Origin of the sequence: Kocuria rosea subsp. polaris (assembly GCF_001483755.1) — a bacterium.
GTDB lineage: Bacteria > Actinomycetota > Actinomycetes > Actinomycetales > Micrococcaceae > Kocuria > Kocuria cellulosilytica.
Genome location: NZ_LQBK01000002.1, coordinates 306,482 through 329,007 on the forward strand (window position 1 = coordinate 306,482; position 22,526 = coordinate 329,007).

The 22,526-nt window shown below is 74.4% G+C and carries 25 protein-coding genes; 10 read left to right on the top strand and 15 right to left on the bottom strand.

Features of this window, described 5'->3' with window-relative positions; genetic code table 11:
• Position 1: 1 nt before the first annotated feature.
• Both AVL61_RS01595 and AVL61_RS01600 read right to left on the bottom strand, forming a co-directional pair.
• Positions 2 to 313 carry an antibiotic biosynthesis monooxygenase family protein gene (locus AVL61_RS01595; RefSeq protein ID WP_058872585.1) on the bottom strand — a complete coding sequence of 104 codons (312 nt, stop codon included), beginning with the start codon at positions 311 to 313 and terminating at the stop codon, positions 2 to 4.
• The gene (locus tag AVL61_RS01600) at positions 310 to 1,317 is read right to left on the bottom strand and encodes a mechanosensitive ion channel family protein (RefSeq protein ID WP_058872586.1); all 1,008 of its coding nucleotides are present in this window, start codon (positions 1,315 to 1,317) and stop codon (positions 310 to 312) included. The genes AVL61_RS01595 and AVL61_RS01600 overlap by 4 nt, the downstream gene beginning before the upstream one ends.
• A 123-nt stretch (positions 1,318 to 1,440) precedes the next feature.
• Between AVL61_RS01600 and AVL61_RS01605 the strand changes: the two genes are divergently transcribed.
• Positions 1,441 to 2,172: a DedA family protein gene (locus AVL61_RS01605; RefSeq protein WP_058872587.1), complete on the top strand. Its 732-nt coding sequence runs from the start codon at positions 1,441 to 1,443 to the stop codon at positions 2,170 to 2,172.
• A gap of 9 nt (positions 2,173 to 2,181) precedes the next feature.
• Here AVL61_RS01605 and corA read toward each other — a convergent pair whose 3' ends face one another.
• Complete coding sequence (corA, locus tag AVL61_RS01610; RefSeq protein WP_058872588.1) at positions 2,182 to 3,222, bottom strand: magnesium/cobalt transporter CorA; 1,041 nt, start codon at positions 3,220 to 3,222, stop codon at positions 2,182 to 2,184.
• 126 nt (positions 3,223 to 3,348) lie between these two features.
• Between corA and AVL61_RS01615 the strand changes: the two genes are divergently transcribed.
• The 4 genes from AVL61_RS01615 to AVL61_RS01630 are packed head-to-tail and all read left to right on the top strand — an operon-like array spanning position 3,349 to position 7,032.
• Positions 3,349 to 3,822, top strand: a complete 474-nt coding sequence (locus AVL61_RS01615; RefSeq protein WP_231738235.1) for an NUDIX hydrolase — start codon at positions 3,349 to 3,351, stop codon at positions 3,820 to 3,822.
• Positions 3,819 to 4,850: a glycine betaine ABC transporter substrate-binding protein gene (locus AVL61_RS01620; protein ID WP_058872590.1), complete on the top strand. Its 1,032-nt coding sequence runs from the start codon at positions 3,819 to 3,821 to the stop codon at positions 4,848 to 4,850. The genes AVL61_RS01615 and AVL61_RS01620 overlap by 4 nt, the downstream gene beginning before the upstream one ends.
• A 44-nt stretch (positions 4,851 to 4,894) precedes the next feature.
• Complete coding sequence (locus tag AVL61_RS01625; protein WP_058872591.1) at positions 4,895 to 6,112, top strand: pyridoxal phosphate-dependent aminotransferase; 1,218 nt, start codon at positions 4,895 to 4,897, stop codon at positions 6,110 to 6,112.
• Between the two features lie 50 nt (positions 6,113 to 6,162).
• A complete protein-coding gene (locus AVL61_RS01630) occupies positions 6,163 to 7,032 on the top strand; it encodes a PPK2 family polyphosphate kinase (protein ID WP_058872592.1) in 870 nt (289 codons plus the stop codon).
• Positions 7,033 to 7,216: 184 nt separating this feature from the next.
• On the opposite strand, the gene AVL61_RS01635 is transcribed toward AVL61_RS01630, so the two are convergent.
• Together AVL61_RS01635 and xseA are read right to left on the bottom strand one after the other, a co-directional pair.
• Positions 7,217 to 7,492 carry an exodeoxyribonuclease VII small subunit gene (locus tag AVL61_RS01635; protein WP_058872593.1) on the bottom strand — a complete coding sequence of 92 codons (276 nt, stop codon included), beginning with the start codon at positions 7,490 to 7,492 and terminating at the stop codon, positions 7,217 to 7,219.
• A gap of 76 nt (positions 7,493 to 7,568) precedes the next feature.
• Positions 7,569 to 8,870 carry an exodeoxyribonuclease VII large subunit gene (gene xseA / locus AVL61_RS01640; protein WP_058872594.1) on the bottom strand — a complete coding sequence of 434 codons (1,302 nt, stop codon included), beginning with the start codon at positions 8,868 to 8,870 and terminating at the stop codon, positions 7,569 to 7,571.
• 64 nt (positions 8,871 to 8,934) lie between these two features.
• On the opposite strand from xseA, the gene AVL61_RS01645 reads away from it, so the two are divergent.
• Together AVL61_RS01645 and AVL61_RS01650 are read left to right on the top strand one after the other, a co-directional pair.
• A complete protein-coding gene (locus AVL61_RS01645; RefSeq protein WP_058872595.1) occupies positions 8,935 to 9,879 on the top strand; it encodes a hypothetical protein in 945 nt (314 codons plus the stop codon).
• Positions 9,880 to 9,889: 10 nt separating this feature from the next.
• Positions 9,890 to 10,972, top strand: coding sequence for a 4-hydroxy-3-methylbut-2-enyl diphosphate reductase (locus AVL61_RS01650; RefSeq protein WP_058872642.1), 1,083 nt, complete (start codon positions 9,890 to 9,892; stop codon positions 10,970 to 10,972).
• 21 nt (positions 10,973 to 10,993) lie between these two features.
• Here the strand turns inward: AVL61_RS01650 and AVL61_RS01655 are convergent, their stop codons facing one another.
• The 3 genes from AVL61_RS01655 to AVL61_RS01665 form a co-directional block, all read right to left on the bottom strand.
• Positions 10,994 to 12,301: a DNA recombination protein RmuC gene (locus AVL61_RS01655; protein ID WP_058872643.1), complete on the bottom strand. Its 1,308-nt coding sequence runs from the start codon at positions 12,299 to 12,301 to the stop codon at positions 10,994 to 10,996.
• 91 nt (positions 12,302 to 12,392) lie between these two features.
• Positions 12,393 to 13,154 carry an ABC transporter permease gene (locus tag AVL61_RS01660; RefSeq protein ID WP_058872596.1) on the bottom strand — a complete coding sequence of 254 codons (762 nt, stop codon included), beginning with the start codon at positions 13,152 to 13,154 and terminating at the stop codon, positions 12,393 to 12,395.
• Between the two features lie 49 nt (positions 13,155 to 13,203).
• The gene (locus tag AVL61_RS01665) at positions 13,204 to 14,133 is read right to left on the bottom strand and encodes an ABC transporter ATP-binding protein (RefSeq protein ID WP_058872597.1); all 930 of its coding nucleotides are present in this window, start codon (positions 14,131 to 14,133) and stop codon (positions 13,204 to 13,206) included.
• Between the two features lie 127 nt (positions 14,134 to 14,260).
• Between AVL61_RS01665 and ychF the strand changes: the two genes are divergently transcribed.
• Positions 14,261 to 15,346, top strand: a complete 1,086-nt coding sequence (gene ychF / locus AVL61_RS01670) for a redox-regulated ATPase YchF (protein WP_058872598.1) — start codon at positions 14,261 to 14,263, stop codon at positions 15,344 to 15,346.
• A 30-nt stretch (positions 15,347 to 15,376) separates the two neighbouring features.
• Here ychF and arfB read toward each other — a convergent pair whose 3' ends face one another.
• From arfB to AVL61_RS01690, 4 genes are all read right to left on the bottom strand, one after another.
• A complete protein-coding gene (gene arfB, locus AVL61_RS01675; protein ID WP_058872599.1) occupies positions 15,377 to 15,817 on the bottom strand; it encodes an alternative ribosome rescue aminoacyl-tRNA hydrolase ArfB in 441 nt (146 codons plus the stop codon).
• Positions 15,818 to 15,897: 80 nt separating this feature from the next.
• Positions 15,898 to 16,191: a hypothetical protein gene (locus tag AVL61_RS01680; protein ID WP_058872600.1), complete on the bottom strand. Its 294-nt coding sequence runs from the start codon at positions 16,189 to 16,191 to the stop codon at positions 15,898 to 15,900.
• Between the two features lie 77 nt (positions 16,192 to 16,268).
• Positions 16,269 to 16,712: a lipopolysaccharide assembly protein LapA domain-containing protein gene (locus AVL61_RS01685; RefSeq protein WP_058872601.1), complete on the bottom strand. Its 444-nt coding sequence runs from the start codon at positions 16,710 to 16,712 to the stop codon at positions 16,269 to 16,271.
• Positions 16,713 to 16,804: 92 nt separating this feature from the next.
• The gene (locus tag AVL61_RS01690) at positions 16,805 to 17,473 is read right to left on the bottom strand and encodes an alpha/beta hydrolase family protein (RefSeq protein WP_058872602.1); all 669 of its coding nucleotides are present in this window, start codon (positions 17,471 to 17,473) and stop codon (positions 16,805 to 16,807) included.
• Between the two features lie 141 nt (positions 17,474 to 17,614).
• On the opposite strand from AVL61_RS01690, the gene AVL61_RS01695 reads away from it, so the two are divergent.
• On the top strand, positions 17,615 to 18,223 hold the full coding sequence (locus AVL61_RS01695) for a mismatch-specific DNA-glycosylase (RefSeq protein WP_058872603.1): 609 nt from the start codon (positions 17,615 to 17,617) through the stop codon (positions 18,221 to 18,223).
• A gap of 17 nt (positions 18,224 to 18,240) precedes the next feature.
• Here the strand turns inward: AVL61_RS01695 and zupT are convergent, their stop codons facing one another.
• Positions 18,241 to 19,026 (bottom strand): zinc transporter ZupT, encoded by a 786-nt coding sequence (zupT, locus tag AVL61_RS01700; protein ID WP_058872604.1) that lies wholly within the window; start codon positions 19,024 to 19,026, stop codon positions 18,241 to 18,243.
• A 101-nt stretch (positions 19,027 to 19,127) separates the two neighbouring features.
• Between zupT and AVL61_RS01705 the strand changes: the two genes are divergently transcribed.
• Positions 19,128 to 20,006, top strand: coding sequence for an aminoglycoside phosphotransferase family protein (locus AVL61_RS01705; RefSeq protein ID WP_058872605.1), 879 nt, complete (start codon positions 19,128 to 19,130; stop codon positions 20,004 to 20,006).
• A gap of 24 nt (positions 20,007 to 20,030) precedes the next feature.
• On the opposite strand, the gene AVL61_RS01710 is transcribed toward AVL61_RS01705, so the two are convergent.
• On the bottom strand, positions 20,031 to 20,783 hold the full coding sequence (locus tag AVL61_RS01710; RefSeq protein ID WP_058872606.1) for a YoaK family protein: 753 nt from the start codon (positions 20,781 to 20,783) through the stop codon (positions 20,031 to 20,033).
• 67 nt (positions 20,784 to 20,850) lie between these two features.
• The gene (locus AVL61_RS01715) at positions 20,851 to 22,434 is read right to left on the bottom strand and encodes a cation:proton antiporter domain-containing protein (protein ID WP_058872607.1); all 1,584 of its coding nucleotides are present in this window, start codon (positions 22,432 to 22,434) and stop codon (positions 20,851 to 20,853) included.
• Between the last annotated feature and the right edge of the window lie 92 nt (positions 22,435 to 22,526).

Consider the following 22,526-nt stretch of genomic DNA (forward strand, 5'->3'; position numbering starts at 1 on the left):
CCTACTGCTGCTCGACGGCCACCGAGTAGGACCACAGCTCCGAGGAGGTGCCCACGGGACGCGGGCGCTCGCCCTCCCCGCCGCCGTGGGAGCGGGCGAAGTCCTGCGAGGACCGCCAGGCGTCGTAGGACTGCTCGTCGGCCCACCGGGTGAGCACGAGCCACTGCGTGCGCCCGTCCGTGGGCTGCAGCAGCTCGAAGCCCTCGAAGCCGGCGACCCCGGACATGGACCCGCTGTGGGCGGCGAAGCGCCGGCCCAGCTCGTCGCCGGAGTCGGCGGGGACGGTGATGGCGTTGATCTTGACGATGCTCATGCGTCCGATCCTGGCACATCGCGCCGGACGGCCCGGACCTGGCCCGTCTCCGGCGGGCCGGGGGCGGCGCCGGCATCGGCCTGTCGGATCACGGTCTGGTTCAGCAGGGGCACGTGCAGGCCCTCGCGGTCGAGCATCTTCTTGAGCCGCAGCCGCAGCGCCCGGGCCACGTCCCACTGCTTGAGGGGCACGGTGCGCACCGCCACGCGCACGGTGACGGACTCGCCGGTCACGGCCTCGACGCCCCACACCTCCGGGTCCTCGGTGATGTACTCGCCCACCTTCGGGTCGTCCCGCAGCAGGCCCGCCTCGTGCAGGATCAGCTCCGTCACCAGCTCGATGTTCGTGTCGTAGGGCACCGGCAGGTCCAGCACGCAGCGGGCCCAGCCCTGGGACTGGTTGCCCACGCGCAGGATCTCCCCGTTGCGCACGTGCCACAGGGTGCCGTTGACGTCCCGGACCTGGGTCACGCGCAGCCCCACGGACTCGACGGTCCCGCTCGCCTCCCCGAGGTCGACGACGTCCCCGATGCCGAGCTGGTCCTCCGCGACCATGAAGATCCCGGACAGGTAGTCCTTCACGAGCGACTGCGCCCCGAAGCTCAGGGCCACGCCGGCGATGCCGGCGGACGCCAGGACGGGACCGATGTCGTAGTCCAGCTCCGAGATGATCATCACCAGGGCGACCGCCCAGATCACCACCGTCGCCACGGACGAGAGCACCGAGCCGATGGTGTGGGCGCGCTGGACCTGCCGGGCGCCGGCCAGGCCCGCGTCCTCGACCCAGCGGGGCCGGCCCCGCTCCATCCGGCGCACGATCCGCGACCGGCTGCCCTTCGCGATCCCCCCGGTGACCCGGCGGATCAGCAGACGCACCACCGCCGCCAGGATCGAGGCGCCCAGCAGCACCAGCAGGATCCGCAGCGGCTTGTCGAGCCAGAACTCCCACATCGGGTCGAGGCCGGGGACGGGGGAGGACAGGGGGAGGAGGACGGGGAGGGGCATGGGGGAAGCGTAACGAACCGCGTCGGCGGCCCGGCGCCCGTCCAGCCGCTCCCGGGCCGGGTCGGGCACAATGGTGGTCGCACCCACCGGGCCGCCACCGCCCCCGCCCAGCACCGAGGACCCATGACCGCACCCAGCCCCGCCCCCACCGCCCCCACCGCAGCTCCCGGCCCGGACGTCCTCGCAGCCCAGGACTCCGGCGCCGAGACGCTGAGCGGGATCGCCGACTGGGCCGTCGACGTCATGGAGGCCATCGGGGCCCCGGGCGCCGGGCTGCTGGTCGCGCTCGAGAACCTCTTTCCCCCGCTGCCGTCCGAGGTGATCCTCCCGCTGGCGGGGTTCACCGCGAGCCAGGGCAGCTTCTCCGTGGCGGGGGCGATCTTCTGGACCACGCTCGGCGCGGTGGTCGGCGCCGTGGCCCTCTACTGGGTCGGCGCCGCGCTCGGCCGCCGCCGGCTGCGGGCCGTCGTGGACCGGATGCCGCTCGTCGACCTGCACGACCTCGACCGCACCGAGGCGTGGTTCGAGCGGCACGGGAGGGCCGCGGTCTTCTTCGGGCGCATGATCCCGGTCTTCCGCTCGCTGATCTCGGTCCCCGCGGGCATCGAGCGGATGTCCTTCGGCGTGTTCGTCCTGCTCACCACGGCGGGCTCGCTGATCTGGAACACCATCTTCGTGCTCGCCGGGTACTACCTCGGCGAGAACTGGCACATCGCCGAGCAGTACGCCGGCATCTTCTCCCGGGTGGTGATCGTCACCGTGGCGGTCCTCGCCGGCTGGTGGGTGCTCAAGCGGGTGCTGCGCAACCGCCGGGGCCTGTCCGACGCCGCCCGCCGCGAGCGCGGCCGGTCCTGACCGCCGCGCTCACAGCCACCGCTTGAGGCGGAAGACGGTGTAGAGCACCACGCCGGTCAGCAGCATCAGGACCAGGGCCATCGGATAGCCCCACACCCAGGACAGCTCCGGCATGAAGCGGAAGTTCATGCCGTACACGGAGCCGATGATCGAGGGGGCGAAGAGGATCGCCGCCCAGGACGAGATCCGCTTCATCTGCTCGTTCTGCTCGATGGCGGCCTCGTTCTGCCGGGCGGCGAGCTGGGTGGAGTCCAGCATGAGGGCGTTGGTCAGCGAGGCCTGGAAGGCCTCGACCTTGTTGGTGACGAGGATCAGGTGGTCCAGGACGTCGCGGAGGCCGTGCCGCAGCTCCTGGGCCGCGCCGGTCTCGGCGAGCTCCTCGAGGAACTGCCGCAGCTCCATCTCCAGCGGGGCGACCGCCCGGTGGAACGCGCTGACCTCCCGGGTGAGCTGGTAGATGCGCCGCGAGACGAGGCCGTCCCCGGAGCCGGAGAACAGGGCGTCCGAGATCTCGTCGATGTCGTTCTCGAGCCCCTCGACCACGGGGAAGTAGTCGTCCACGGTCTGGTCGAGCACGGCGTGGAGCACGGCCTCCGCGCCGGTGCCCAGCAGCGCAGGCTGGGCCTCCACCCGGGACCGGACCCGGCCCACCCGCCCGTGCTCGGACTGCCGGACGGTGAGCACGAAGCCGGGGCCCGTGACGATGTGGATCTCCCCGAAGTCGACCGTCTCGGTGGCGTCCTGGTAGACGGCCGGGCGCAGCACGGTGAACAGCATGTCCCCGTAGCGGTCGAGCTTGGGCCGCTGCTCGGCCTGCCGGATGTCCTCCACGGCGAGCTCGTGCAGCCCGAAGTGCTCGGCGAGGGAGTCGAGCTCGCTCGCGGAGGGCCGGTGCAGGCCGATCCAGACGAGGAGGCAGTGCTCCCCGGGCTCGGCGCAGCGGGGGTCCTCGGCCCGCAGCCGCGCGAGCAGGCGGTAGGTCTCCTCGAGCGTGGCCGGGGACGCGATGCGCTGCCCACCCCGGTAGACGGCGTTGTCGACGATGCTCACCCGGCCATTATCCCCGGGGGCGACCGCGGCGCCGCCGGTGGGCGCGCCCGGCCCGGGGGGCCGGGCGCGCCCCGGGTCCGGCGCGCGCCGTCCCCGGCCCGCGCCGGACGTTCCTAGAATGGGGGCATGAGTTTCCCCATGGACACCCGCGTGGGTGCCTACGCCGTCATCGTCCAGGACGGGGCGGTGCTGCTCAGCCACTGGAACCCTCGCCACCCCACGCTGCGGGGGGCGTGGAGCCTGCCCGGCGGCGGCATGGAGATCGGGGAGCAGCCGGCGCAGACCGCGGTCCGGGAGGTCCACGAGGAGACCGGGTTCACCGTGGAGCTCGACGAGCTCCTGGGCGTGCACAGCCGGCACATGGGGCCCGACGAGCGACTGGAAGGCCGCGGCCGGCCCTTCCACGCGCTGCGCGTGATCTACCGCGCCCACATCACCGGCGGGACCCTCACCTCGGAGCTGGACGGGTCCTCCGACGAGGCCCGCTGGTTCCCCCTGTCCGCGCTGCCGCAACTGCCCCTGGTCGGCCTCGTGCCCGTCGGCCTCGAACTGGCCGGGCTCGTCGCTGCGGGCCCCGCGGACCCGGCGGAGGGCCGGTGAGCCGCGGTCGTGCGACCGCGGGACTGCTCGCCGTCGCCGCGCTCACCGGGTGCGGCGGGGCGGGGGAGGACCCCCCGCCGCCCCCGGTCGCCGTGACGACCCCCGCCGCGGAGCCCGTCCGGATCGCCGCGGGGCCCACCGGCCAGACGGCCGTGCTCGCCCACGTCTACGCCGGGCGGCTCCGGGAGGCGGGCTTCGACGCGAGCGTGGTCGACGCCGGGACGGACCGCGCCGACTACCTCGGGGCCCTCGAGCGGGGGGACGTGGAGGTCGCCGCGGACTACTCCGGCAACCTGTACCTGCACCTGCGCGGCCGGGCCCCGGTGGGCCCGGCCACGGCGGCGCCCACGGACGGCTCGACGCCCACCCCGACGCCGTCCCCGGCCGCCGAGGACGGCGGGCTCGCCGAGGACCTCTCCGAGCTGCTGGGCCTGGGGGGGGAGCGCGCGGACGACGACGACGTGCTGGCCGGTGTGCGGGACGTGCTGCCCGAGGGGCTGCGGACCCTCGAGCCGGCCCCGGCGGAGAACACGGTGGCGGTCGTCGTGACCCGTCCGACCGCCGTCGAGCACGGGCTCACCGACCTGGAGGACCTGGGGCCGGTGTGCGACGAGCTGGCGCTGGGCACCGACCTCGACTTCGCGGGCCGCTCCTACGGCCCGCAGGGGCTGGCGGAGGCCTACGAGTGCGTGCCCGGCAGGTTTGTGCCGTTCGGCGCCCAGGAGGACCTCGTGGACGCGCTGCTCCAGGACCGCGTGCAGGCGGCGGCCCTGTTCACGGCCTCGCCCGCGATCGAGGACAACGCCCTCGTGGTCCTGGCCGACCCGCTCAACAACTTCGTCCCGCAGCGCGTGGTCCCCGTGGCCGCCGAGGACCTGCCGGACGCGGCCGCGGACGTCGTCGACGCGGTCTCCGCGCAGATCGGCACGGACGACCTGGTGCTGATGACCCGGATGACCTCCGCCCGCGACCCGTACACCCCGGAGGACGCCGCGCGGTACTGGCTCGAGGGCGGCGACGACACCTGAGCGGCGCCCCGGGCGGCGCCCGGCCCGGGGGTAAGGTGTACCGCATGTCAGTGGTGAAGCAGTCCGACAAGCTCAAGAACGTCCTCTACGACATCCGCGGCCCCGTGCTGGAGCAGGCGGAGCACATGGAGGCGGAGGGCCACCGGATCCTCAAGCTCAACATCGGCAACCCCGCGCCGTTCGGCTTCGAGGCACCCGACGCGATCCTCGTGGACATGATCAAGAACCTGCCCAACGCGCAGGGCTACTCGGACTCCCGCGGCATCTACTCGGCGCGCACCGCCGTGGTGCAGTACTACCAGACGCGCGGGATCATGAACCTCGACACCGACGACGTCTACCTGGGCAACGGCGTCTCCGAGCTGATCACCATGACGCTGCAGGCGCTGTGCAACCCCGGCGACGAGATCCTCATCCCGTCCCCGGACTACCCGCTGTGGACGGCGTCGGTGGCGCTGTCCGGCGGCACCCCCGTGCACTACCGGTGCGACGAGGACAACGACTGGAACCCCGACCTCGAGGACCTCGCGGCGAAGATCACGCCCAGCACCAAGGGCATCGTGATCATCAACCCGAACAACCCCACCGGCGCGGTGTACTCCCGCGAGGTGCTGCAGTCCATCGTGGACCTCGCCGCCGAGCACGAGCTCATTCTGTTCTCCGACGAGATCTACGAGAAGATCACCTATGACGACGCCGAGATGGTCAACACCGCGACCCTCACCGGCGAGGACGTGCTGTGCCTGACCTTCTCCGGTCTCTCCAAGGCCTACCGGGTGGCCGGGTACCGCGCCGGGTGGCTGGCGATCACCGGGCCCAACTGGAAGGCCGAGAGCTTCATCGAGGGCATCAAGCTGCTGGCCAACATGCGGATGTGCGCCAACGTCCCGGCCCAGCACGCGATCCAGACGGCGCTGGGCGGCTACCAGTCGATCAACGACCTGATCCTGCCCGGGGGACGGCTCAAGGCTCAGCGGGACCTCGCCCACCGGCGGCTCAACGAGATCGACGGCGTGTCCTGCCGGCAGGCCGACGGCGCCCTGTACCTGTTCCCCAAGCTCGACGTGGAGAAGTTCAACATCGTCGACGACGAGAAGTTCGCCCTCGACCTGCTCAAGGAGCAGAAGATCCTCGTCAGCCACGGCCGGGCGTTCAACTGGCCGCGGCCGGACCACTTCCGGCTCGTCACCCTCCCGTCCGTGGAGATGCTGGCCACGGCGCTGGACCGGATCGAGGAGTTCCTGAGCAACTACCGCCAGTGACCGGCGGCGCCGCGCACCGCGGCCCGCCCCGCACCCCCAGGAGGTCCAGCATGCGCGCAGCCGACCGGAGCCCCGGCACCGGGTTCGTCCAGGACGTGCGGCCCCTGCTGCGCGCCCGGCCGGGACTGTCCCTGGACGCCGTGGACACCCGCTCCACCCCCGGGTTCGCGGGGGGCAAGAAGGCCGGCACCACGCTGCGGGCCGCCCGGGACGCGGAGCTGTCCGAGCTGCAGCGCCAGATCTACGCCAACGCCACGGTGGGCGCCCGGCACCGGGTGCTGCTGGTGCTCCAGGGAATGGACACCTCCGGGAAGGGCGGCGTCATCCAGCACGTCCTGGGCGGGCTGAGCCCGCACGGCGTGCACACCCACGGCTTCGGCCGGCCCACCGAGGAGGAGGCCGCCCAGCACTTCCTCCAGCGGGTCCGGCGCCAGCTGCCCCGCCCGGGGGTGATCGGCGCGTTCGACCGCTCCCACTACGAGGACGTGCTCGTGCCCGTGGTGCACGACGTGCTCGACGACCGTCAGCTCGAGCGGCGCTACACCGAGATCCGCCACTTCGAGCAGGAGCTCGCCGACGACGGGGTGATCGTCGTCAAGGTGTTCCTGCACCTGGGCCTGGACGAGCAGCGCGAGAATCTCCTCGCCCGTATCGACGACCCGACGAAGCAGTGGAAGTTCGACCCCTCGGACCTCGAGGCCCGCAGCCGGTGGGACACCTACCTGGCCGCCTACGAGCGGGCCATCGACGCGACCGACGCCGATCACGCGCCCTGGTACGTGGTGCCCACCGACCGGAAGTGGTACGCCCGGGCCGTGGTCCAGGACCTGTTGATCTCCGCGCTCAGGGGCCTGCGGCTCGACTGGCCGGAGCCCGGCTACGACGTCGAGGAGGCGCGCCGGCGCCTCGCCGAGCTCTGACCCCCGCCGAGCTCTGACTCCCGCCGCGCTGACCCGCGCCGAGCTGGCTTCTGCCGAGCTGACCCCTGCGGAGCCGACCCCTGCCGAGGTCGGCACCCCCGGCCGGGTCCTGACTCCTGCCGGAGTCGGGACCACCGGCCAGGCCTGACCCCTGCCGGGCTCCGACCTGACGGGGGAGCCGGGCTCAGCCGCGCCCGGCGCCCTCCTCCTCGCCGTCGCCGTCGGTGTCCGCGCGCCGGGCACGGGCCGCGTCGAGCCGTTCGCGGGCGCCGTCGAGCCACTGCTCGCACCGGGTGGCCAGCGCCTCGCCGCGCTCCCACAGGGCGAGGGACTCCTCGAGGGACGTGCCCCCGGTCTCGAGCCGGGAGACGACCTGCACGAGCTCCTCGCGGGCCTGCTCGTAGCCCAGGCCGGGGATGTCGGACAGGTCGGGTGCTGCGGGGTGGTCGGTGCTCGCCATGGGTGGGACCTCTCGTTCGGGACGCTCGGGACGCTCGGAATCTTCGGGGCGGTCGGGGTGTCGGTGCTGCGGGGGATCAGGAGGAGGCAGGGCGCTCGCCGGGGCGCCGGGCGGAGACGGTCTCGGCGCGCACGCCGAGCTCGCCCGCGGCCAGGCGCACCCCCAGCGGGTCGCCGGCGCGCACGGCCGCGGCGTCGGTGACCACGGCGCCGGAGGCGTCCACGACCACGGAGTAGCCGCGCTGCAGGGTCTCCTGGGGGGACAGCGCCCGCACCCGGGCTCGCAGGTGCCGCACGGCGTCGCGCTCGCGCAGCGTGCGGGAGTCCACCGCGGACAGCGCCCGGGTGCGCCAGCGGTCCACGTCCTCCTCCCGGAGCAGGATCATGTCCTCCGGCTGGGCCAGGGCGGGCCGGGAGCGCACGGCGGCGAGGCCGGCGGACTCCCGGTCCAGGAACGCCCGCACGGCGCGGTCCAGGCCCGCCCGCGCCCGGGCCACCCCGGCGCGCTCCTCGACGACGTCGGGGACGATCCGCTTGCCGGCGTCCGTGGGGGTCGAGGCCCGCAGGTCGGCCACCCAGTCCAGCAGCGGCTGGTCGTTCTCGTGCCCGATGGCGCTGACCACCGGGGTCCGGGCCGCCGCCACGGCCCGGATCAGCGACTCGTCGCTGAAGGCCAGCAGGTCCTCGAAAGAACCGCCGCCGCGGGCGATCACGATGACGTCCACCTCGGGCATGGCGTCGAGCTCGCGCAGCGCCTGCGTCACCGCGCGCACCGCGCCGGAGCCCTGCACCGCGACCTCGCGGACCTCGAAGTCCACGGCGGGCCAGCGCAGGGACGCGTTGCGGATGACGTCCTTCTCGGCGTCCGAGCTGCGCCCCGTGACGAGGCCGACCCGGCGGGGCAGCAGCGGCAGCGGCTGCTTCCGGGCGGCGTCGAAGAGCCCCTCCTCGGCGAGGGCGCGCCGCAGCCGCTCGAGCCGCTCCAGCAGGTCCCCGAGGCCCACCGGCCGGATGCCGCGGCCCAGCATGGACAGCCGGCCGGTCTTGGCCCAGAAGTCCGGCTTGAGCTGGGCGACCACGCGCATCCCCTTCTCCAGCGGGCGGTCCAGGTGGGCGGTCTCGTTGGCGAACAGGGTCACGGGCACCGAGATCTCGGCGTCGACGTCCCGCAGGGTCACGTAGGTGACGCGGGCGCGCCGGTTGAGCTCGATGATCTGGCCCTCGACCCACGTGGGCGCGCAGCGGGCGATGTAGGCGTGCAGGTTCTCCGAGAGCATCCGCAGCGGCCACGGGTTCTCCGGCGTGGTGCGGTCCGCCCGCGACGGCAGCTCCCGCGCACTGCCCGTGGGCGCGTCCTGCTGCGGCTCCAGATACGTCATGCCTCATGCTTACCACCCGACGGGGACAGCCGTGCGCCCCGCCCGTCCTGCGTACAGTGGTCCCGTGAGCCCCTCAGCACCCCCCGCTTCCGGACCCCGCTCCCGACGACGCGCCACGACGGTCCTGCGCACCGGTCTCGGCACCGTTCTCGGCCTCGCCACCGCCTCCCTCGTGGCGCTGCTCGTGCCCCTGCACTGGGCCGAGGACACCGTGGTCTCCCGCGACGGCTTCACCCGGGTGGTGGGCACCCTCGCGGAGGACCGGGACTTCCAGGAGGAGCTGGCCCGCACGGCCGTGGGGCAGGCGACCGACCGGTTCCTGGGCGAGCGGGCCACCGGGGTGCCCTTCCTGGACCGGGCCCTGGAGAACCTGACGCGCCGCGCCGCGGACGTCGCCGTCGGCCTCACGTCGGACCCGGCCTACCAGCGCGCGTGGACGCAGAGCCTGGCCCGCACGCACGCGGCGAACGTCCCCTCCGAGGGCGGGGTGGCGGAGCCGCCCCGGGACCTCGTGCTCGACCTCGGCCCGATGCTCCACGAGGTGGACGCGGCCGTGGAGCGCACCGCGGGCGTGGACGTGGGGCTCTCCGACCGGGAGGGCACCATGACCGTGCCGGGCTCCCGCACCGGGCGCCTGATCGAGGCCGGCACCCGGCTCACGGACCTCGCCGTCCCGCTCACCTGGACCGCCGCGGTGCTGGCGGTGCTCGCGCTGCTGGTGACCCGGCACCGCTTCGCCACGCTCGCCGTGATGGGGCTGGGCACGCTCGCCGGTCTGGGCGGGGTGTGGCTGCTCGTGGAGCACGGCTCGGAGCGGGCGACCGGCGTCCTGGGCTCGGACCCGGTGGTCCGGCTCGCCGTCGACCGGGTCGCCGTCCTGCTCACCGGCTCCCTCGGCGAGCAGATGGTCACGGCGGCCTGGGCCGCCGGGATCACGGGCGTGGTGGGCCTGGTCGGGGCGATCCTGGTGTCGGGTGGATCACGGCGCGGGCGCCGCCCCACCGCGTAGCATGGAGGCCATGCCGACCACCGTTGCGCTCTCCATGCCCACCGTCCCCCGTTCCCGGCGCACCCCCGAGGACGTGGCCGCCGCCGCCCCCGTGGACGGTCCCAAGAAGGTCCTGCTCGCGTCCCCCCGCGGCTACTGCGCCGGCGTGGACCGCGCGGTCATCGCCGTGGAGAAGGCGCTCGAGCACTACGGCGCCCCGGTGTACGTGCGCAAGGAGATCGTGCACAACAAGTTCGTCGTCAGCACCCTCGAGGAGCAGGGCGCCGTGTTCGTCGAGGAGACCGACGAGGTCCCGGAGGGGTCCCTGCTGATCTTCTCCGCCCACGGCGTCTCCCCGGCGGTCGTGGAGTCCGCGCGGTCCCGCGACCTGCACACCATCGACGCCACGTGCCCGCTGGTGACCAAGGTGCACCGCGAGGCCGTGCGCTTCGCGAAGAGCGACTACGACATCCTGCTGATCGGCCACGACGGCCACGAGGAGGTCGAGGGCACCTTCGGCGAGGCGCCCGAGCACATCCAGGTGGTGAACAGTCCCGACGAGGTCGACCAGGTCGTGGTCCGCGACCCCGACAAGGTCGTGTGGCTGTCCCAGACCACCCTCAGCGTGGACGAGACCCTGGAGACCGTGCAGAAGCTGCGCGAGCGCTTCCCCTCCCTGCAGGACCCGCCCAGCGACGACATCTGCTACGCGACCTCCAACCGGCAGACCGCGATCAAGAAGATCGCCCCGGACGCGGACCTCGTGATCGTCGTGGGCTCGGCGAACTCCTCGAACTCCGTGCGGCTCAAGGAGGTCGCCCTCGAGTACGGCGCCCGCCGCGCCGAGCGCGTGGACTTCGCGAACCAGGTGGACGAGTCCTGGTTCGAGGGCGTCGCCACCGTGGGCGTCACCTCCGGCGCCTCCGTGCCCGAGGTGCTCGTCAAGGACGTGCTGCGCCTGCTCGCCGACTACGGCTACGGCGAGGTCGAGGAGGTCGTCACCGCCGAGGAGGACGTCCTGTTCTCCCTGCCCAAGGAGCTGCGCGCCCGGCTCACCGCCGCCGGGGACACCTCCCACCGGCTCGGCGGCCGGGGGGCCCGCCCCACCCGCTGAGGCCGGGACGGACCCGCCCGCTCAGCCCGCCGCGCGCTCGTCGAGCCGCTCCGGCACCCCGTCGCCCGGATCGGTGCGGGACGGGCGCTCCGCCGGCTCCGCAAGCTGCGCCGCCGCGGTGAACTCCGGGGCGGTGAGGGGGCGCGGCGCCACCACGAGGGGCCGCGTGCTGAGCCGCTCGTCCTCCGCGAGCGTGGGGTCGAGGTCGTTGATCCGCCGGGCCGTGGGGAACACCCGGGTCTCCACGGAGCCCGTGAGCCGGTTGTAGGTCTCGACCGACCTCTGCAGCGACCGGCCCATGTCGTCGAGGTGCTTGCCGACCGTGCCCAGCCGCTCGTAGAGCTGGCGGGAGAGGTCGAAGAGCTCCTTGGCGTTCTCCGTGAGCCCGTTCTGCCGCCACGTGAAGGCCACGGCCTTGAGCGAGGCGAGCAGCGAGACCGGGGACACGAGCGCCACGTTGCGGCTCGCGGCGTGGTCCAGCAGGGTCGGGTCCGCGTCCAGGGCCGCGGACAGCGCCGACTCGGCGGGCAGGAAGCACAGCACCAGCTCGGGGGAGGCGTCCCGCGCCTCCCAGTACTTCTTCGCGGCCAGCGCGTCCACGTGCCCGCGCACGGCCTTCGCGTGGCCGGCCAGCTGCGCCCGGCGCCCGGCGTCGTCCTCGGCGTCCTGGGCGCGCAGGTAGGCGGTCATGGGCGCCTTGGCGTCCAGGACGATGTCGCGGCCCCCCGGCAGGTGCACGACCATGTCCGGGCGGATCGCGCTGCGCTCGCCGTCCGCGGTGGTGCCGTTGGAGGCGACCTGCTCGCGGAAGTCGACGTGCGCGGTCATCCCCGCGGCCTCGACCACCCGGCGCAGCTGCACCTCGCCCCACGTGCCCCGCGCGGAGCCCGAGCGCAGCGCGGAGGACAGGGACGTGGTGGCGGTGCGCAGGTGGTCGCCCACCTCGCGGGTGTGGGCCAGGGCCTGGGTGATGCCGCCGTACTGCTCGGCCCGGTCCCGCTCGAGCGCTCTCACGTGCTCCTCGACCGAGCGCAGCTGGTGGGCCACCGGGGCCAGGGCCCGCAGCACGTTGTTGTCCTGCACCGAGCGGGCGTCGGCGTCCCGCAGCCGGTCCTCGAGCTGGGCGCGCGCCTCGACCGCCGCGGCCCGTTCGGAGGCCAGCTCCACGAGCCGGTCCTGGACGGCGGCGAGCTCGGCCTGGAGCCCGGCCCGCTCCTCCTCCGCGTCCCGCGCGTCCCGGGCGGCACGGGCCCGGGCCGCGGCGGCGCCCAGGAGGGCGCCCACGAGCAGGGCGAGCAGGACGAGGACGACGACGAGGCTGACGGTCATGCCCAGCAGTGTGGCACGCCGGCCGGACACCGCACGGCAGCGGCGCCGACCGCCGCCCGGTCCGCGGCGCCGCCCGCCGCGCGGTCAGCGCTCAGCGCCGGATCGTGGTCCGGCGCACGGCCAGCAGCACCACGGCGGCGAAGACCGCGGCCCAGACCCCGGTGTTGAGCAGCAGCGCCCACAGGGGATCGGACTCCACGGGCGGCCCGCTGGTCGCCACGACGTCGCCCTCCACGAGCGGGTACCGGGCCAGCCCGGCCAGCCCGTAGAGCGGGGTGAACCGCGCGATGTCGAGCATCACGCCGGTGAGGGGGACGAAGAGGTTGCCGAAGAAGCTGAGCACCACGAGCATCCCGGAGGCCGCCCCCACCGCGGACTCGGAGCGGAACAGCAGCCCGGCCGCCAGGCCGTAGAGGGCGAACACCGAGGAGCCGGCCACGACGATCGCGCCCGTGACGGGCCAGCGCCAGCCGCCCAGCTCGGCGCCGGTCAGGGCGCCCACCGCGTAGACCACGAGGACCGGCAGCACGGCCATGGCCAGGGCCACGGCCACCTTGGCCAGGACGTATCCGTGCCGCGGGGCCGGGGTGAGCCCGATCTGCCGGCCCCAGCCGCGGGCCTGCTCCACCGCGGCGGAGCCGGCGATCGAGGTGGTCGCGGTGACCGCCCCGTAGACCGCCATCGAGATCATGTTGTACCCACCGGCGTTGCCGTGGCCCACCGGCAGGTCCGAGAAGTCCCCCAGCGCCGTGAACATCACGTACAGCACGGCGGGCAGGACCACCACGAAGAAGGTGTTCTCGACCATGCGCACGTTGCGGCGCAGGTCGTGGGCGGCGTAGGCGATGCTCATGGCGCTGGTCCTCCGGGGACGGGTCGGGGCAGGGGGTCTCGTGGGCGGGTCAGTCGGCGGTGAGGCCCAGGAAGGCCTCCTCCAGACCGGCGTGGGTGATCTCGAGCTCGCTCGCCCCCGGGGTCGCGAGCAGCTGCCGGGCGATGGCGTCGGTGTCGGGGCCCGTGAGCCGGGTGCGCCCACCGGCGGGCTCCAGCGGGGTCGCTCCCGGGACGACGACGGGCCCGGGCCCGTCCCAGCGGAAGCTGACCACCCGGTGGCCGGCCAGGGCCTGCACCTGCGCGGTGGGGGCGTCCGCGACCACCCGCCCGCCCTTGAGCACGACGGTGCGGGCGGCGAACTCCTCGGCCTCGTCGAGGTAGTGGGTCGCGAACACCACCGTCCGGCCGCGCTCCGCCTCGGCGTGCATCGCGGCCCAGAACTCCCGGCGGGCACCGACGTCCATCCCGGCGGTCGGCTCGTCCAGGACCAGCAGGTCCGGCTCCGGCAGCAGCGCCAGCGCGAAGCGCAGCCGCTGCTGCTCCCCGCCCGAGCACTTGGAGACCTTCCGCCGCGCGAACCCGGCGGCCCCTGCCCGCTCCAGGGCCTCGTCCACGGCGAGGTGGTCCCGGTGCAGGGTGGCGACCATCGCGACCGTCTCCCGCACGGACAGGTCGTCGAGCAGCCCCCCGGTCTGCAGCACCGCGCCGATCCGGCCGGCCCGCACGCTCTCCCGCGGTGCGGCACCCAGGGTGCGCACGGTGCCGTCGTCGGGGTCGGTGAAGCCCAGCACCATGTCGAGGAGGGTGGTCTTCCCGGCGCCGTTGGGCCCGAGCAGGGCGACGACCTCGCCGCGCTGCACGCGCAGGCTCACGCCGTCCACGGCCCGGACGCGGCGCTCACCGCGTCCGAAGCCCTTCCGGACGCCGGCGACGTCGACGGCGGGGGAGCCGGTGGCGCCCGCGGGCGGCGCCGTCCTGGGGGCCGGGGAGGTTCTCATGCTCCGACTCTGCTCCACCGCGCGCCGTCCCGGAAGCCCTGCCCGCCACGACACGCCCATGAGCTGCGTCACGGGCCCCGGGCCTCGCGGGGCGTGGCGGTCCGCCCGGCCGGTAGGATGGTCTCCCGTGGCTCTTACTATCGGAATCGTCGGACTGCCCAACGTCGGCAAGTCCACCCTGTTCAACGCGCTGACCCGCAACACCGTCCTGGCGGCGAACTACCCGTTCGCGACCATCGAGCCGAACATCGGCGTGGTCAACCTGCCGGACCCGCGGCTGGACCGGCTCGCGGAGATCCACGGCTCGGACCGGATCCTGCACGCGACCGTGTCCTTCGTGGACATCGCCGGCATCGTCAAGGGCGCCTCCGAGGGGGAGGGCCTGGGCAACCAGTTCCTCGCCAACATCCGCGAGGCCCACGCGATCGCCCAGGTGGTGCGCGCGTTCGACGACCCGGACGTCATCCACGTCGACGGCGAGGTCGACCCCGCCTCGGACATGGAGACCATCAACACCGAGCTGATCCTCGCCGACCTGCAGACCCTCGAGAACGCGATCCCGCGCCTCGAGAAGCAGGTCAAGATCAAGAAGGCCGACCCCGCCAAGCTCGCCGCGATGCAGCAGGCGCAGACGATCCTCGAGCGCGGGGACACCATCTTCGGCGCCGCCGAGCAGGAGAAGCTCGAGGTCGACCAGCTGCGCGACCTCAGCCTGCTCACCGCCAAGCCCTTCATCTACGTCTTCAACGCCGACGACGGCGTGCTCGGCGACGAGGCGAAGCAGCAGCAGCTGCGCGAGCTCGTGGCGCCCGCAGACGCCGTGTTCCTCGACGCGAAGCTCGAGGCCGAGCTCGTGGAGCTGGACGAGGAGGAGGCGAAGGAGATGCTGGAGATGTCCGGCCAGGACGAGGCCGGTCTCGACAAGCTCGCCCGCACGGGCTTCCACACCCTCGGGCTGCAGACCTACCTCACCGCCGGGCCCAAGGAGTCGCGGGCCTGGACCATCCCCGTGGGCGCCACCGCTCCGCAGGCCGCCGGCGTCATCCACACCGACTTCGAGCGCGGCTTCATCAAGGCCGAGATCGTCTCCTTCGAGGACCTCGACGCCGCCGGCTCCATGGCCGACGCCAAGGCCGCCGGCAAGGTCCGGATCGAGGGCAAGGACTACGTCATGCGCGACGGCGACGTGGTGGAGTTCCGCTTCAACGTCTGAGCAGGCCGGGCGTCCGCACCGGCCCGCACGTCAGTCGGGGCCGGGCCGCCGGCGGTACTGCTTGGTCTCGGAGCGGCGGCGCTTTCCCTCGAGCCGCCGCCGCCGTGAGCCTCTCGTGGGCCGGGTCGCCCGCCGGACGGGGTCCGGGACCAGGGCCTCGCGCAGGAGCGTGGCCAGGCGTTGTCTCGCCGCGCTCCGGTTGCGGCGCTGCGAGCGGTGCTCCGCGGCGCTGACGGTGAGCACGGTGCCCGCGAGTCTGCCGGCGAGCCGGTCGAGCGCGAGGGCGCGCTGGCTGTCGGTCAGCGCGGTGGTCGTGGCCAGGTCCAGGGAGAGCTGCACCCGCGAGTCGGAGGTGTTGACGCCCTGGCCGCCGGGTCCCGAGGCATGGGAGAACTGCTCGAGCAGCTCTCCCACCGGCACCCGGAGGCCGCGGGGCGCTCCGGGGCCCGGGGGCACGTGCAGATCGTCCACCCGACGATTGTCCCGCACCCGCGGCGCCCGGGAGGCATCGGGCGGTGCGTGCGACGACGGGCGGCGCACGCACCGGCCGCTCACAGCTGGTAGTCGGTGTCCTCTCCCGGCGGGGCCTCCGCCTCGAGGTAGTCCTCGACGTCCACGAGGACGGCGGGGCCGGACTGCGCCACCTGCAGCGCGACGGCGAGGCTCGCCACGTCGTCCTCGGCCAGGGGCTGGTCGGGCAGGTCCACGGTGTAGCGGGCCTCTCCGTCGACGAGCACGGGGGTGATGTGGGCGGGGCCGCCCGTGAGGTCGACGACGGTCGCGGGGGCGATCTCGTCGCCCTCCTCGGGCATCGGGCGGTCGTCGGGGGGTGCGGGAGTGCTCATGGGGTCCGTCCTGTCGTTCGGGGTGCTGTCAGGCTACTGCCTGTTCGGCCCCGCGCAACGGACCGGCCGGTGGGTTCTCAGCGCAGGGCGCGCTTGATGTCGGCGCGCTCCTTCTCCAGCTTGCGCACCCGGTGGCCCAGCCTGAAGAGCCGGACGGATCCGACGAGGCCCATGATGAGGGCGCCGGCGACGGCCGCGAGCAGCATGGCCACGCCGAGCGGGAGGCTGAACTGCCAGCCCAGGTAGGTGAACTCCGCCGCCACGTTGTTCTGCAGGATGAAGACCAGCAGCAGGACCAGGACCAGCAGGCCGAGGATCAGGGCCGTCCACATGGCCCCCGAGACGCCCTGCTTCTGGTGCTCGTCCAGCGCGGGGTCGGTGCCGGCCCGCTGCCGGACGGCCGGTTCCCGGCCGTCCGCCGGGGGCTGCGCGGCGGAGGCGTCCGGCGCGGGGCTCCGCGGCTCGTCCCCGGGGGCGGGGGAGGGCCGGTTCGGGTCGGGGGATGCTGGGGTGCGGGCCATGACGGTTCTCTCCCTGGTCGCGGACGGATCGCGGTGACGCTGTGCTCCTCACCGTAGTCCTGGTCGGCGCGGCGCTGAAGACCCGCCGGGGCTCAGCGGGCCGGGAGCTCGCGGCCGAGGAAGCGGCGCACCGTGGCGGGGAGCAGCGCGAGCGTGTCCGCCTGGCCCACGGGCCCGGACCGGCCGACCTTCAGGGCGTGGTCCGCGCCCGCCACCGGGACGACCTCGACCGCCGGTGCGCCGGCCGCGGCGGCCTCGACCTCGTCCGCGGTGCCGAGGGCGTCCCGCGTGCCCTGCAGCACGAGCACGGGGACCTCCGGGCGCAGCAGCTCCTCGGCCCGGGAGCGCTCCGGCCGGCGCGGCGGGTGCAGGGGGAAGGCCAGGCAGACGACGGCGGACGCGCCGGTCGCGCCGGCCGTCCGGCACGCCACGCGCGCGCCCGCGCTGCGGCCCCCGACGACGACGGGCACCCCGGCGGCCAGTTCGGTCACAGCCGGCAGGGCGGCCAGCCACCCGATGTCGAGGGCGGCCGGGCGCGGTGCGACCCTCCGGCCGGCCAGGACCCACGGCTGCTCGTGGCGCACGACCGTGACACCGTGGCGGGGGAGCTCCTCGGCGAGCACGGCGAGGTCGGGGGCTCCGGCGCCCCCGCCCGCGCCGTGCCCGAGCCACAGCAGGGCCGCGGGGTCCTCGGCGGGGGAGACCAGCAGGCGTCCCGGGCCGGTCTCGGTGGGCACGGTCAGCTCGGTCGGTCGGGGCATGGCCTCCACGGTAGCCGGGCGGCCGTCGCCGTGCGGGGCGCACGGCCCCCGGCCCCGCGGGGGACCCCGCGCGGAGGCGCCGGTCCGCCGCCCCGGCCCGGCGGGTGCCCGCCGGACCGGGCCGGGGCCTAGCATGTCGGCATGGCATCCCCGCACGCGTCCGGCGGCGCCCGGCCCGGCCGGGCGGACCTCGAGGCCGCCCGGAACACGACCCTGCCCGACCTGCTGGGCCCGGACGTGCGGCTGCTGATCTGCGGCATCAACCCGAGCCTGTGGGCCGCCGCCACCCAGGCGCACTTCGCCCGGCCCGGCAACCGGTTCTGGCCGGCCCTGCACGACGCCGGGCTCACGGGCCGGCTCGTGGACTGCTCGGCCGGGATGCGCGCGGAGGACCGGCAGCACGTGCTGGACCGGGGCCTCGGCATCACGAACCTGGTGCGCCGGGCCACGGCCCGGGCCGACGAGCTGGACCCGGCCGAGTTCGTGGCCGGCCGGCAGCGGCTGGCCGAGCTCGTGGCCGAGCTGCGCCCCGCCGTCGTCGCGGTCGCCGGCGTCACCGCCTACCGTCACGCCTTCGCGGAGCCGAGGGCCGCGCTCGGGCGCCAGGACCGGGACCTGGCCGGGGCGCAGCTCTGGGCGCTGCCCAGCCCCAGCGGGCTCAACGCCCACGCGTCCCGGGCGGGCCTGGCCGCCGCGTTCGCCGAGGCGGGACGGGCGGCGGGCCTCCTGCCCGCCCGGCCGCTCCCGTGACCGGCCGCGGCGGCGGCTCAGACGAAGAGGAGCAGGCTCACGGCCATGACCGCCATCCCGGCCACCAGCCCGTAGACCGACAGGTGGTGCTCGCCGTACTCCTGGGCCGTGGGCAGCAGCTTGTCCAGGGAGATGAAGACCATGATCCCGGCCACGCCCGCGAACACCACGCCGAAGACGACGTCGTCGAGGAACGGCCGCAGGACGAGGTACCCGAGCACCCCGCCGACCGGTTCCGCGAGGCCCGAGAGGAACGCCCAGCGGAACGCCCTCCGGCGGTTGCCCGTGGCGTGGTAGATCGGCACCGCCACGGAGATCCCCTCGGGGATGTTGTGCAGGGCGATGGCCACCACCACCGGGATCGCCACGGACGGCTCCTGCATGGCCACCACGAAGGTCGCGAAGCCCTCGGGGAAGTTGTGGATCGCGATCGCCACCGCGGTCATCGTGCCCATCCGCATGAGCCGGCGCTGCCGTCCGGCGTCGTCGTGCGGGTACTCGTGCGGATTGGCCCGGGCGGGCACGAGCCGGTCGATCACCGCGATCAGGGCGATGCCCCCGAAGAACCCGCCCGCCGTGGCCCACGCCCCGGAGCGCTCTCCGAGCTCCGCGACCAGGGCGACCTGGGCCTTGACGAAGATCTCGATCATGGACACGTAGATCATCACGCCGGCCGAGAAGCCGAGGCTCACCGCCAGGAACTTCGCGTCCGTGCGCCGGGTGACCAGGGACAGGAAGGCGCCCGCCCCGGTGGCCAGACCCGCGAACAGCGTCAGGCCGAAGGCGAACAGCAGCTCGTTCACGGGCGGGTCGACTCCGTTCCTGACCGGGGTGGGGCGCTCGCAGTCTAGCGAACGGGACGGGCGCCCCCGGCCGCCGCCCGGCGGTGGGCCACAATGGCCGGATGACGACGTCCACCGGAAGCACCGCGGGAGCGCACGGCCGCCCGCCGGCCCTCCTCGCCGACCGGTACACGGCCGCGTGGGAGCTGGTCCCCGACGGGCCCGCGCGGGACGACGACGGGGCCCTGGTCCAGCCGGTGCGCACCCGCGCCGGGGAACCGGCCGTGCTGCGGCTGGCCCCGCCGCGGCCCGGCGCCGAGCACGAGCACCTGGCCCTGCGCGTGTGGGCCGGCCGCGGGGCCGTGCGGCTGCTCCGGGCGGAGCCGGCGGACCGGGCGCTGCTGCTCGAGCGCACCGCCGACCGGGACCTGCACGCCCTGCCGGTCCTGGAGGCCTGCCGCGTGCTCGGCGAGCTGACCCGCGTCCTCGCCCGGCCGCCGCGGCCCCCGTTCCCGCGCCTGTCGGGGACGGCCCGGCGGTGGCAGGCGGAGCTGGCGGGGGCCGCGGAGCTGGACGCCCGGTTCCCGCGCCGCTTCCGCCTGCAGGCCGTCAAGAGCCTCGAGCGGCTCCGGCGCGACGACCTGGACGCGGCGCTCGTGCACCAGGACCTGCACTACGGGGCCGTGCGCGCGTCGGCGCGCGCCCCGTGGCTGGCCACGGGGGCCGACGCGGTGGTCGGGACCCCGGAGTTCGCGCTGGTCCCAGCCCTGTGGCACCGCGCGGAGGAGGCCGGCCGCGGCGGGGCGCTGGCCGCGGCCCTGGCGGACCGGATGGAGGCCCTCGTCCTGGCGGCCGGCGCCGACGAGGAGCGGCTCCGGGCGTGGACGCTCGTCCGGTGCACGGTGGCGGCCCGGGACGAGGTCCTCCGCCCCACCGGCGCCGCGCACCGGGAGATCAGCCGGCTGGTCCAGCTGTGCAAGGCCGTGCAGCGGGGCGCGTGAGCCGCCCGAGCCCCGGGCCGGGGCTCAGGCGGCGGGGGAGCGGCGGAAGCCCAGGTCCGCGGCGAGCGGGCGCCACGCCGCCACGAGCAGGGCGAGCGCGGTGGGCACGAGGACCGGGAAGCCCATCGCCAGGTAGCCCAGGGCCCCGAGCACCCCGCCGGCGAAGAAGAGTCCCACGAGCGCGGCCAGCAGCCTGAGCTTCCCGGCGTCGCCGGTCACCGGGTCCGCGTCCGCGAGCCGGTTGCGGTAGAGGAACTTGCCGAGCTCGATGCCGATGTCCGTGACCATGCCCGTCACGTGGGTGGTGCGGATCGTGGCGCCCGAGATCTTGGTGATGACCGCGTTCTGCAGCCCCATGGTGAAGGCGAGCACCGGGACGAACAGCAGGTCCCGGTGCTCCCAGGTCAGGCTCTCCGCCAGCAGGCCGAAGCCGAGCATGAGCAGGCCCTCCAGCAGCAGGACGTTGGCGTAGCGGCTGTGCAGCCCGCGGCGCCGCGCCCAGTTGAACATCAGCGCGCAGCACGCGGCCCCGCCCGTGAACGCGGCCACGGCCAGCGCGCCGAGCGCCACGAGCCGCAGGTCGCCCAGCACGAGGTGGTCGGCCACCATCGCGGTGAGCCCCGTCATGTGGGAGGTGTACACGGCCACGGCCACGAATCCCACGGAGTTGAGCACCCCGGCCACCAGCGCGAGCAGGTAGGCGAGGTGCCGGTTGAGGGCGGGGGTGCGGCGGGGTCCCGCGACGTTGAGCAGATAGCGGTCGATCCGGGCCCTCATGCCGCGAGCCTAGCCCGCCGCGCCGGGGAGCGGGCCGCCGCCCGGGCCGGGCCGGGGCGCCCGGCGGTCAGTCGGAGCGGTTGCCGAGCGCCTCGACGGTCTCCGCGGCCAGGGCGAGGCCGGCACCGCTGTAGAGGTTGAAGACCGTGCGGACCCCGTGCCCGCGCAGCTCCTGCACCTCGTCGTCGTACTGGGCCACGGCGGCCACGGCCCCCGCGAACCCCGACTCCGTGAGCTGGCGCAGGGCCACGAGGATGGAGCCGTGGAAGGGCATGGCCAGTACCGCGATCCGCACGTGGCCGGTCGCGATCACCCGTTCCCAGAACTCCTGGTCGGTCGCGTCGGCCTCCTGGACGTCGAAGCCCTGCGACTGCAGCCGCGCCACACGGTCCGTGGCGTTCTCGATGCCCACCACGGCGAATCCGTGCTCGTCGGCGAGCTCCCGGTAGGCCGCCTGCCCCACCCGGCCCATGCCGAGCACCAGGACCTCGGCGTGGCCGATGTCGATGGGGCGGTCCTCCGGGTGCAGCTTCTCGTCGGGGTGCTCCGGCAGCCGCCGGGCGAGGACGCTGGTCAGGGAGGAGCCGCGCCGGTTGACGAGGGCCGAGACCACGAAGCTCAGGGCGACCGCCACGGAGAGCATCACCAGCCAGTCCTCGTCGAACATCCCGGCCGAGACCCCGATGGCCCCCACGATCAGGGCGAACTCGGAGTGGTTGCCCAGGGCCAGGCCGGTCCGCAGCGACGTGCGTCGGCGCAGCCCGAACCCCCAGAGCAGGAGCACGAACAGCATCGCCTGGACCGGGAGGAGGGCCAGCAGCAGCGCGCCCATGGTGACCATCTCGAGGGTCGGCATCCCGTGGAAGCCGATCGAGACGAAGAAGGCGACCAGCAGGAGGTCCTTGAGGGTGAACAGGGTGCGGGACAGCTCCCCGGCGTTGGCGTGCGAGGCCAGGAGCATGCCGACCAGCAGCGCCCCGAGATCCCCCTTGAGGCCCACCGAGGAGAAGGCGATGTAGCCGGGCACCAGGGCCATGACGATCCCGAACAGGGCCTGCAGCTCCCCGTGCCCGATCCGGTCCCAGATCCGGCGGAACAGCCACGCCGCCGGGAGCAGCAGCAGCAGGGCCGCGGCCCACGGGCTCGGGGGGTGCTCGCTCGTGACCGTGATGAACGCGACGGCGGCGATGTCCTGGATGATGAGGATGCCGATCGCCACGCGCCCGTAGAGGGACGTGGTCTCGCTGCGCTCCTCGAGCACCTTGAACACCAGCACGGTGCTGGAGAAGGACAGAGCGAATCCGGCCAGCAGCAGCGCGCGGAGGTTCTCGCCCGGCAGCTGCAGTCCCACCAGCATGAGCACGCCCAGGAACCCCGCTCCGAGGGCCGTGCTGAGGACCATGTGGATCCCGGCGGTCCCCCAGATCTCCTTGCGCAGCAGCGAGCGGGCGTCGAGCTTGAGGCCGATGCCGAACAGCATCAGGGTCACCCCGACGTCGGCCAGCTGGTCGAGCTCGGGGAGCCGCTCCACGCCCAGGCCGTTGAGCACGAAGCCCGCGGCCAGGAAGCCCACCAGGGGCGGCAGCCGGAGCAGGACCGCGAGGGCGCCGGCGCCGAAGGCGACGACCAGGTACACGGCGACCGTTGTCACAGCAGGCTCCCTCGCCGGGCCGGTGGGTGGGGACCCCTCCAGTCTAGGGGCGCGGCGGAGCCCGGGCGGGGCCGGGACGGCATGCGCCGGTC